Source organism: Streptomyces sp. NPDC008137 (assembly GCF_042957035.1).
Taxonomy (GTDB): domain Bacteria; phylum Actinomycetota; class Actinomycetes; order Streptomycetales; family Streptomycetaceae; genus Streptomyces.
This window is the reverse complement of sequence record NZ_JBIBHN010000022.1, coordinates 83,853-93,338: the sequence shown is the minus strand read 5'-3', so window position 1 is coordinate 93,338 and position 9,486 is coordinate 83,853. Positions and strand designations below refer to the sequence as shown.

Sequence of the window (9,486 nt, the reverse complement as noted above, 5' to 3'; positions counted from 1 at the left end):
GGGCGGGTGTGCTGGTGTTGTTGTTTCTGGGGGTCGCGTGGGCGGCGGGGGGGGGGTGTTTGGGGGGGGGCACGTGGGGCGGGGTGTTGGCCGGCCGCGGGCCGGTGGGGGCTGGTCGCGCCCACCGGCCCGCGGCCGCAGATCGGATAACAGCCCCGCACCCTTCGGGGGCGCTACCAGGCGAAGGCCTCCGGTGACGGGCCCGGGCCCGGGAAGATCTCGTCGAGGCCGGTCAGGAGTTCCTCGGACAGCTCCAGGTCCGCCGCTCGCAGGGCGGACTCCAGCTGCCCCGCCGTGCGCGGGCCGACGATCGGGCCGGTCACGCCCGGGCGGGTGAGGAGCCAGGCCAGGGCGGCCTCGCCGGGCTCGATGCCGTGCTTGTCGAGCAGGTCCTCGTAGGCCTGGATCCGCGCGCGGGTCGCCGGGTCGGCGAGTGCGTCGGCCGCGCGGCCGGAGGCACGGCGGCCGCCCTCGACCTCCTTCCTGAGCACGCCGCCCAGCAGACCGCCGTGCAGCGGCGACCAGGGGATGACGCCCAGGCCGTAGTCGCGCGCGGCCGGGATGACCTCCATCTCGGCACGTCGCTCGGCGAGGTTGTAGAGGCACTGCTCGCTGACCAGCCCGATGGTCCCGCCGCGCCGGGCGGCGATCTCGTTGGCCTGGGCGATCTTGTAGCCGGGGAAGTTCGACGACCCGACGTAGAGGATCTTGCCCTGCTGGACCAGGACGTCGATCGCCTGCCAGATCTCGTCGAAGGGGGTGTCCCGGTCGATGTGGTGGAACTGGTAGACGTCGATGTGGTCGGTCCGGAGCCGCTTGAGGCTGGCGTCCACGGCCCGCCGGATGTTCACGGCGGAGAGCTTGTCGTGGTTGGGCCAGGCCGGGCCGTCGGCGCCCATGTTGCCGTACACCTTCGTGGCGAGGACGACCTTGTCGCGCCGCCCCTCGCCCTTGGCGAACCAGTTGCCGATGATCTCCTCGGTGCGGCCCTTGTTCTCGCCCCACCCGTAGACATTGGCCGTGTCGAAGAAGTTGATACCCGCGTCCAGCGCCGCGTCCATGATGGCGTGGCTGTCGGCCTCGTCGGTCTGCGGTCCGAAGTTCATGGTGCCGAGGACGAGCCGGCTGACCTTGAGTCCCGTGCGTCCGAGCTGCGTGTACTTCATGGTGACCAAGCCAACGTCTTGAAGTGCGCTCCAAGCAAGCACGGACCCGCGTACTGTGCGCCAGGATGACCGTCCCTGCCGCCGATCACCTCGTCCGGCTCCTCCAGCGCACCCTGCCCGACACCCTCCTCGGCGTCTACCTGCACGGCTCCGCCACCCTCGGCGGGCTGCGGCCGTACAGCGACATCGACCTTCTGGCCGTGGTGCGGGAGTCCATGGCGCACGGGCAGCGGCGGGCGCTTGTCGAGGAGTTGCTCGCGGTGTCCGGTGTGGGCGGGCGGCGGCACGTCGAGCTGATCGTCGTCGTGCGGGACGATGTACAGCCCTGGCGGTACCCGCCCACCTGCGACTTCCTCTACGGCGACTGGTTGCGGGAGGAGTATGAGCGCGGGGTTGTCCCGAGACCGGAGGTCAGCGCTGATCTGGCGCCGCTGCTCACCATGGTGCTGCGTGCCGACGCCCCGCTCCACGGGCCGCCGCCCGCCGAGCTGATCGCTCCCGTGCCGCTGGGCGACCTCAGGCGGGCCGTCGTCGCCGGTGTGCCGGAGCTGATGGGCGAGCTGGACTCCGACACCCGCAACGTGCTGCTCACCCTCGCCCGGATCTGGACCACCCTCGTCACCGGGGACATCCGTTCCAAGGACGCGGCGGCCGGGTGGGTGCTGGGGCGGCTGCCCGCCGAGCACCGGGCGGTTCTGGCCCGTGCCCGGGCCGTCTATCTCGGGGAGGAGGAAGAGCGCTGGGACGATCTTCCGGCGCCCCGGGCCTGCGCGGAGTTTCTGGCCGGAGTGATCAGCGAGAGCTACTCCTCGTAGGGCTCGCCCAGGCCCCACGCCTGGTACATCGCCTCCGCGAAGGCCGCCGCGATCTTGTGCTCGCCGCTCGGGCCCGGGTGCGTGCCGTCGTAGGTGTCGGTGGGGATGTCGTACGACGGCGGGGTCGAGGCCAGGAGGACGGGGGAGCCGGGCTCGTCGAGGTCCGCGGCCGTTTTCGCCAGCAGTTCGTTGAAGCGGGCTACCTCGGTGGCGAACGCCGTGTCCGTCTGGGCCCGTACGTTCGGGGTCACCGGCAGCCACACCATCCGCACCCGCCGGTTGGCCGCCCGTGCCTCGGCCGTGAAGGCCCGGACGTTCTCGGCGGTCTGCTCGGCGTTCGTGTAGAAGCCCAGGTCGATGAGGCCGAGGGAGACCAGCAGGACGTCCGCGCGCGTCGAGCGCACCGCCTCGCCGATCAGCGGGGCCATGTGCAGCCAGCCCTCACCCCAGCCGGCCAGATGGGCGCGCGGGAAGTCGGGTTCGGCGTAGGCGTACGACGTCGGGGCCTCGTCGAGCTTGTCGTAGAGCGTCTCGCGCGGGCCGACGAGGGTGAAGGGGCCGTCGTAGGAACGGCACAGGTGCTGCCAGATCCGGTAGCGCCACGTGTGTTCGCCCGTGCTCCCGATCGTCATGGAGTCACCTACGGGCATGAACCTGAGCATCCGCTCATCATGGAGGATCACGGGACGGCCGGGCGCCCGGACGGGGTGTGAGTCGGGCCACGCGCCGCTCTCCGGCCATCGGCCTTGATTCGTCACGCCTGTTGGAGCGTCCTTCGTCACGCCCGTTGAAGCGTCCGTTGAACCGCTCGTTGAACCGCCCGTGAACCGCGGAGCGGGATGGCAGGCTTGGGGCATGCGCAGACCGACCGTCTTCCTCGCCGCGGCTCTCCTCGTGGGCGCCTTCGCCGTGCCCGCCTCCGCAGCCGACGGTGACGAGGAGTTCACGATCAAGGATCCGCGCATCACCGAGTCCAGCGGCCTCGCCGCCTCCCGCCAGCACCCCGGGATCTACTGGACGCACAACGACAGTGACGACGGGGCGTATCTCTACGCCGTCGACAGCGCGACGGGCGAGACCGTCGCCACGGTCACCATGGCCGGGGTGGGCAGCCCGCGCGATGTCGAGGCCATCTCCATCGGGCCGGACAACCAGATCTACGTCGGCGACATCGGCGACAACCTCGGCGGCAGCTGGCCGTACGTGTGGATCTACCGGCTGCCCGAGCCGAAGAACCTGCGCGACCAGACCGTCAAGGCCACGCAGTACGTCGTGAAGTACTCCGACGGCGCGCGGGACGCCGAGTCGCTGGTCGTGCACCCGAAGACCGGCCGTGTCTACATCGTGGACAAGAACGAGAAGGGCGGGCATCTGTACGAGGGGCCGGCCGAGCTCTCCCCGTCCGGGTCGAACGTCTTTCGGCCCGTCGCTTCCGTCCCCGATCTGGAGGCGACCGACGCCACGCTCTCCCCGGACGCCGAACACCTCGTCGTACGCAGCTACTTCGGAGCGATCGCGTACGACTGGAACGACGGGAAGATCAAGAAGAGTGAGCGGCTCGGGGTGCCGTTCCTCGGGCAGGGGGAGTCCGTCACCTACACCGCCGACGGGAAGAAGCTGATGTACGGCGCCGAGGGGGCCGACAGTCCCGTGGAGCCGCAGGACGCTCCCGGGGCCGGTGGGTCCGGCTCGGCCTCCGGCAGCGGCGGTTCGGCTGCTTCGGACGGTGGTGGAGGGGGCGGGCTGAGCGGCGACCTCAAGACCGGTGCCGTCGTCGCCGTCGTGGCCGGTGCCGTGCTGTTCGGGCTGCGGGGGCTGCGGCGACGGCGGCGGTAGGGGAGCCCGGCGGTTTCTAGGGGGCCGACCGGCCGCGCCGCTCCACCAGGACCTCGAGGCCGTCCAGGATCCGCTGGAGCCCGAACTCGAAGTGGTCGAAGTCGGAGCCGAAGCTGTCCTCGGAGAGCGAGGCCATCACCGGGTAGCGGCCGGAAGCCATGGCCTTCTCCAGGACCGGCACCTGCGCCTGCCAGAACTCGGCGTCCGTCAGGCCCGTCCGGTGTTCCGCCTCCCGCTCGTAGAGCTGTGTGCGCGCGGCCCCGACGACGTACCCGTCGATCATGATGACCGCGGAGACCAGTTCGGGGTCGGTCAGCCCCATCGGGCGGATCCGGGTGAGGATCTTCTCCATGCCGTCGACGGCGCTCGGGCCGAGAACCGGGCGGGACTGGTTGACGTGGAGCAGCCAGGGGTGGCGGCGGTAGAGGTCGAGGGTGGTTCGGCCCAGTGCCTCCAGGGCGGCGCGCCAGCCGCCGTCGCCGAGGTCGGACGGGTTGTCGGAGCGGCGCTGCACCCGGTCCAGCATGAGGTCGAGCAGCTCGCCCTTGCCGGGGACGTACCGGTACAGCGACATGGTGCCGGTGCCGAGTTCGGCGGCGACGCGGCGCATGGAGAGCCCGCCCAGCCCCTCGGCGTCCGCCACCTGGACGGCGGCTTCCACGATCCGGTCAAGGGTCAGGGTCGGCTTGGGGCCCCGGGTGGGACGGCGGCCGGTGTCCCACAGCAGTTCGAGGGTGCGGGCGATATCGCCGCTGCCGCTGGTCTCCGTACTGCCCGCACCACTCGTACCACTCGTCATGGGCTCAGTTTAGAGGCCGCGGCAAAAACTGGGTACTGTGTACGCGTAATAGGGTACGCTGTACTCAGTTCAAGGTCGGCTAAGGACGGGCACGGGAGGGGCGGCATGGACGGATACGCGGTACGGGCCGAGGGGCTGGAGAAGCGGTACGGCGAGAAACGCGCCCTCGACGGCTTCGACCTGGTCGTGCGCGAGGGAACGGTGCACGGCCTGCTCGGGCCGAACGGGGCGGGCAAGACCACCGCCGTGCGCATCCTGTCCACGCTGATCCGGCTGGACGGGGGCGGGGCGACGGTCGCGGGGCTCGATGTGGCCCGGCAGCCGCGCGAGGTCCGGGCCCGGATCGGGCTCACCGGGCAGTACGCGGCGGTGGACGAGGTGCTCACCGGCCGGCAGAACCTGGAGATGTTCGGCCGGCTGTTCCATCTGGGCGGCAGGCGGGCCAGGGTCCGGGCCGGCGAGCTGCTGGAGCAGTTCGACCTGGCCGACGCCGCCGACAAGGGTGTGGGCAAGTACAGCGGCGGCATGCGACGCCGTCTCGACCTCGCCGCGTCGATGATCCTCGCACCGGCCGTGCTCTTCCTCGACGAGCCGACGACCGGACTGGACCCCCGCAGCCGGGGCGAGGTCTGGGAGTCCGTACGGGCGCTGGTGGCGGGCGGCACGACCGTGCTGCTGACCACGCAGTATCTGGAGGAGGCCGACAAGCTGGCCTCGCACATCACCGTCATCGACCAGGGGCGGGCCATCGCCGACGACACCCCGGACGGGCTGAAGAACCTGGTCGGCGGCGACCGGATCGAGGTCGTGGTCGCCGAGCGTTCCGAGATCCCGCGGGTGGTGAAGGTCGTCGCCCGGGTCGCGGACGGCGAACCCGAGGCGGACGAGACCGAGTCGCGGGTGCACGCCCCGGTCGCCGACCGGGTCACGGCGCTCACCGAGGTGGCGCGGACCCTCCAGGACGAGGGTGTCCGCGTCGAGGACATCGGGCTGCGCAGGCCGAGCCTCGACGACGTGTTCCTGCGCCTGACCGGACACCGGACCGAGAAGGAGGCCGCGGCGTGAGCGCCATCGACCTGAGTACGCCGAGCGCCCGGAGCGGCACGTACTGGCTGCTCGCCGACTGCTGGAACATCGTCCGCCGCGGCCTGACCCACTACCAGCGCCAGCCCGTCAACATCGCCTGGCAGCTGGGCTTCCCGATCCTTTCCGTGCTGCTCTACGGCTATGTCTTCGGCAGCGCCATGAAGGTGCCGGGCGGCGGGGACTACCAGGACTTCCTGATGCCGGGCATGTTCGCGATGACCATGGCGTTCGGCTTCATCAACACGGCGACCGTGGTGGTCTACGACTCCACCAAGGGCGTCATCGACCGCTTCCGCTCCATGCCGATGTCGTCCTCGGCGGTGGTGGCCGGGCGTGGTGTCACGGATCTGATCGTCGCCTGCGCGGAGTTGGCGATCATGATGCTCACGGCGCTCGCCATGGGCTGGCGTCCGGACGGCGGACTGGGCTTCCTCGGCGCGTTCGGGCTGCTGCTGTGGCTGCGCTTCTCGCTGATCTGGATCGGTGTGTGGCTCGGCCTGATCGTGCCCAACCCGGAGGCGGCCGGCGGCCTCTTCGCGGTCGCCTTCCCCTTCACGATGATCTCCAGCATCTTCGTCGCGCCGCAGCTGATGCCCGACTGGCTGGGCTGGGTGGCGATGTGGAACCCGATCTCCTCCACGGCCGCGGCGACCCGCGAGCTGTTCGGCACGCCGGTCGGCGGTGACACCTGGGTCGAGCAGCACGCGCTGCTGATGGCCGGGGTGTGGCCGGTGATCCTGACGGTCGTCTTCCTGCCGTTGGCGGTACGGCGGTTCAAGAAGCTCAGCCGGTAGAGGAGAGTGCCGCGCACCTCCTGGGGTCTTGACGTGTCCATGGGGCGTCAGTTTCCTGGAGGTGCGCGGCGTTGTGGGAGCGCTCCCATTCGGCTCTCGTCCGGTTCCGGGGCCGCGCCTCCCCCTCCCCAGAGGAACCCGAGAGGAAGCAGCCACATGTTCCGCACTCTGCGCAGAGCGCTGTGTGTCGCCGCGGCGCTCCTGTTACCGCTGGCCGGCACGGAGTCGGCCCGCGCCGACGCCGCGGTGAAGGCCGGCGCCGGCTACTGGCACACCAGCGGGCGTCAGATCCTGGACGCGGCCGGAGCGCCCGTCCGGATCGCCGGTGTCAACTGGTTCGGCTTCGAGACCGCCAACCACGTCGTCCACGGCCTGTGGGCCCGCGACTACAAGAGCATGATCGACCAGATGAAGTCGCTGGGCTACAACACCATCCGCATGCCCTACAGCGACGACATCCTGAAGTCCGGCACGATGCCCGACAGCGTCAACCACGACGGCAAGAACACCGACCTGCGCGGGCTGACCTCGCTCCAGGTCCTGGACAAGATCGTGGCGTACGCCGGACAGGCCGGACTCAAGATCGTCCTTGACCGGCACCGGCCGGACGCGGCCGGACAGTCGGCCCTCTGGTACACGGCGTCGGTCCCCGAGTCGACCTGGATCGCCAACCTCAAGGCCCTGGCCACGCGCTACAAGGGAAACTCCACCGTCGTCGGCATCGACCTGCACAACGAGCCCCACGACCCGGCCTGCTGGGGCTGCGGCGACACGAGCAGGGACTGGCGGCTGGCCGCCCAGCGCGCGGGCAACGCCGTGCTGTCGGTCAACCCCGAGCTGCTGATCATGGTCGAGGGCGTGCAGTCGCACAACGGTACGAACGGCTGGTGGGGCGGCAACCTCATGGGCGTGGCCCAGTACCCGGTCCAGCTGGACGTGCCGAACCGGCTGGTGTACTCGGCCCACGACTACGCCACGTCGGTGGCCCAGCAGCCGTGGTTCAGCGACCCGTCCTTCCCCGCCAACATGCCGGGGATCTGGGACAAGTACTGGGGCTACATCTTCAAGCAGAACATCGCCCCGGTGTGGCTCGGGGAGTTCGGTACGACGCTCCAGTCGGGGGTGGACCAGAGGTGGCTGTCGGAGCTGGTGAAGTACCTGCGGTCGACGTCGGCGAACGGCGCCGACAGCTTCCACTGGACGTTCTGGTCCTGGAACCCCAACTCCGGCGACACGGGCGGCATCCTGAAGGACGACTGGCAGACCGTGGACACCGCGAAGGACGGATACCTCAAGGCGATCAAGGCGCCGGGCTTCGCGGGAGGCGGTTCCGGGCCGGACCCCGGCGGGCCGGGTGACCCCGGTGGACCGGCCGCCTGCGCCGCCGCCTACACGGTGAGCAGCGACTGGGGCGGTGGCTTCAACGCCGAGGTGAAGGTGACCAACACGGGCAGTACGCCGCTGACCTCGTGGAAGGTCGCCTGGACGTGGAGCGGGGCGTCGCAGAAGGTCACCAGCATTTGACATCCTCCCCCTCTCAAGAGAGGGGGATTCCAGCCTATGTGGGCTGAGGTTCACGGGCGCTCGAACGGCGGGTGGCCGTTGTCACCCCTCCGGCACCGGCTGACTGCCGGGGGCGGGGAATCCCGCCCTGTCCTGCCGCGACGTTGATACTCGCGTTGGTGTCCGCGTTGCAGGTGAAGCCGCAGGAGGAACAGACGAACTCGGCTTGGCTCTTGCGCGAGTTCTTGTCGATCCATCCGCAGGCACTGCACCGCAGAGACGTGTAGGGGGCGGGGACGTCTTCGACGCGTCCAGGGGCTTTGTGCCCGGTGCGCTGCCGCAGCAGGCCCCACCCCTGGGCGAGGATGCCCCGGTTCAGCCCGGCCTTGGCCGCCCGGCCGTTCTTGAGGTACTGGCCGGGCTGGTCGGGGTCGGGCTTCGGCTTCGCCTTGGCGGTCATCGTCTTGATGTTCAGTTTCTCGAACCGCACCAGGTCATAGGAGCGGGCGAGCATGGTCGAGGTCTTCTCGCACCAGTCCTTACGCCGGTTCGCCTCCCTGGCCTTGAGCCTGGCCATCTTCGCGTATTCGGCCGTCTTGCGCTCGCTGCCCTTGGGGGCGCGGGCGGCGCGGCGCTGGTGCTTGCGGACTTGGGCCCGTTCCCGGGTGGTGAGCTGCGGGCAGGTGAGGGTGCGGCCGTCGGAGAGCGCGGCGGTGATGGTCACGCCCCGGTCGATGCCGATGGCCTCGCCCGTGCCCGGCTTGTCGATCGGGTCGGGGATGACAGCGAACGCGATGTGCCACTGGCCGTTCTTGAGGGTGACGCGGTACGTCTTCGCCGCGGGAAGCCGGGCACCCTTGCCCTTGGCACTGAGGCGGAAGCGGACCCATCCACATCCCGGCACCTTCACCTGCGCCCAGCGACGGTTGAGTTTCTGCACGGTGACGGCGCGGCCCATGACCTGCTTGCCGGTCTTGGGGTTGATAAGCGGCCGGCCGTCCGGCTCGTACTCGGGTACACGATCGTCGCCGATGACACGGAAGCCCTCGTGCACGAACTTCTTGCGCCAGGTCGGTTCACCGAAACCGGACGTGAAACGCGCGGCCTTGGCCTTGGCGAAGTCCTTCAGCGCCTGTGCCTGGACGGTCTGGTTCCCGGCGCGCAGCCACTCGCTGGCCGCGCGGGCCTCGGTGAGCTGACGGCACTGCTCAGCGAACGAGGGAGCTCCGCTGCGCTTGCCGTCGGGGCGGTGGTGCGCCCTGTCCCGGCGCCAGTGCGCGTGCTGCTCGACCGCGAGGTTCCACACGTACCGGGCATGCGCGCAGTGCAGCAACATCTGCTGCTCCTGCTCGCCCGTCGGGTACATCCGAAACCGTGCCACGCCGCGAACCTAGACCACACATTCCCCCACCGCGCACACCATCGATCACACTCACCCGCACGAGTGACCACTCCACGCCGGGACCAGCAACCAACCCCCAGGACCC

At 70.1% G+C, this 9,486-nt stretch carries 9 protein-coding genes; 5 read left to right on the top strand and 4 right to left on the bottom strand.

Annotated features, from left to right (window positions below; translation table 11 throughout):
- Window positions 1-173: 173 nt before the first annotated feature.
- Window positions 174-1,166 carry an aldo/keto reductase gene (locus ACFZBT_RS28770; protein ID WP_391109308.1) on the bottom strand — a complete coding sequence of 331 codons (993 nt, stop codon included), beginning with the start codon at window positions 1,164-1,166 and terminating at the stop codon, window positions 174-176.
- 65 nt (window positions 1,167-1,231) lie between these two features.
- Here ACFZBT_RS28770 and ACFZBT_RS28765 point away from each other — a divergent pair, with 65 nt between their 5' ends.
- Window positions 1,232-1,981 (top strand): aminoglycoside adenylyltransferase family protein, encoded by a 750-nt coding sequence (locus ACFZBT_RS28765; protein WP_391109305.1) that lies wholly within the window; start codon window positions 1,232-1,234, stop codon window positions 1,979-1,981.
- On the opposite strand, the gene ACFZBT_RS28760 is transcribed toward ACFZBT_RS28765, so the two are convergent.
- The gene (locus ACFZBT_RS28760) at window positions 1,969-2,643 is read right to left on the bottom strand and encodes a GDSL-type esterase/lipase family protein (RefSeq protein ID WP_391109303.1); all 675 of its coding nucleotides are present in this window, start codon (window positions 2,641-2,643) and stop codon (window positions 1,969-1,971) included. The two genes, ACFZBT_RS28765 and ACFZBT_RS28760, sit on opposite strands and share 13 nt — an antisense overlap.
- A gap of 193 nt (window positions 2,644-2,836) precedes the next feature.
- On the opposite strand from ACFZBT_RS28760, the gene ACFZBT_RS28755 reads away from it, so the two are divergent.
- Window positions 2,837-3,817 carry a WD40 repeat domain-containing protein gene (locus ACFZBT_RS28755; protein ID WP_391109300.1) on the top strand — a complete coding sequence of 327 codons (981 nt, stop codon included), beginning with the start codon at window positions 2,837-2,839 and terminating at the stop codon, window positions 3,815-3,817.
- 16 nt (window positions 3,818-3,833) lie between these two features.
- Here ACFZBT_RS28755 and ACFZBT_RS28750 read toward each other — a convergent pair whose 3' ends face one another.
- On the bottom strand, window positions 3,834-4,616 hold the full coding sequence (locus tag ACFZBT_RS28750) for a TetR/AcrR family transcriptional regulator C-terminal domain-containing protein (protein ID WP_391109298.1): 783 nt from the start codon (window positions 4,614-4,616) through the stop codon (window positions 3,834-3,836).
- Window positions 4,617-4,721: 105 nt separating this feature from the next.
- On the opposite strand from ACFZBT_RS28750, the gene ACFZBT_RS28745 reads away from it, so the two are divergent.
- The 3 genes from ACFZBT_RS28745 (at window position 4,722) to ACFZBT_RS28735 (ending at window position 8,020) form a co-directional block, all read left to right on the top strand.
- The gene (locus ACFZBT_RS28745) at window positions 4,722-5,681 is read left to right on the top strand and encodes an ATP-binding cassette domain-containing protein (protein ID WP_391109295.1); all 960 of its coding nucleotides are present in this window, start codon (window positions 4,722-4,724) and stop codon (window positions 5,679-5,681) included.
- Entirely contained in the window at window positions 5,678-6,496 is an 819-nt protein-coding gene (locus ACFZBT_RS28740; protein ID WP_391109292.1) for an ABC transporter permease, read from the top strand. The genes ACFZBT_RS28745 and ACFZBT_RS28740 overlap by 4 nt, the downstream gene beginning before the upstream one ends.
- 156 nt (window positions 6,497-6,652) lie before the next feature.
- Window positions 6,653-8,020, top strand: a complete 1,368-nt coding sequence (locus tag ACFZBT_RS28735; RefSeq protein WP_391109289.1) for a cellulase family glycosylhydrolase — start codon at window positions 6,653-6,655, stop codon at window positions 8,018-8,020.
- A gap of 34 nt (window positions 8,021-8,054) precedes the next feature.
- On the opposite strand, the gene ACFZBT_RS28730 is transcribed toward ACFZBT_RS28735, so the two are convergent.
- Entirely contained in the window at window positions 8,055-9,380 is a 1,326-nt protein-coding gene (locus ACFZBT_RS28730) for an RNA-guided endonuclease TnpB family protein (protein WP_391109286.1), read from the bottom strand.
- Window positions 9,381-9,486: the final 106 nt, after the last annotated feature.

Coding starts and splice junctions, on each gene's coding strand:
- ACFZBT_RS28770 (WP_391109308.1), bottom strand. CDS start 1,166: ATGAAGTACACGCAGCTCGGACGCACGGGACTCAAGGTCAGCCGGCTC.
- ACFZBT_RS28765 (WP_391109305.1), top strand. CDS start 1,232: ATGACCGTCCCTGCCGCCGATCACCTCGTCCGGCTCCTCCAGCGCACC.
- ACFZBT_RS28760 (WP_391109303.1), bottom strand. CDS start 2,643: ATGCTCAGGTTCATGCCCGTAGGTGACTCCATGACGATCGGGAGCACG.
- ACFZBT_RS28755 (WP_391109300.1), top strand. CDS start 2,837: ATGCGCAGACCGACCGTCTTCCTCGCCGCGGCTCTCCTCGTGGGCGCC.
- ACFZBT_RS28750 (WP_391109298.1), bottom strand. CDS start 4,616: ATGACGAGTGGTACGAGTGGTGCGGGCAGTACGGAGACCAGCGGCAGC.
- ACFZBT_RS28745 (WP_391109295.1), top strand. CDS start 4,722: ATGGACGGATACGCGGTACGGGCCGAGGGGCTGGAGAAGCGGTACGGC.
- ACFZBT_RS28735 (WP_391109289.1), top strand. CDS start 6,653: ATGTTCCGCACTCTGCGCAGAGCGCTGTGTGTCGCCGCGGCGCTCCTG.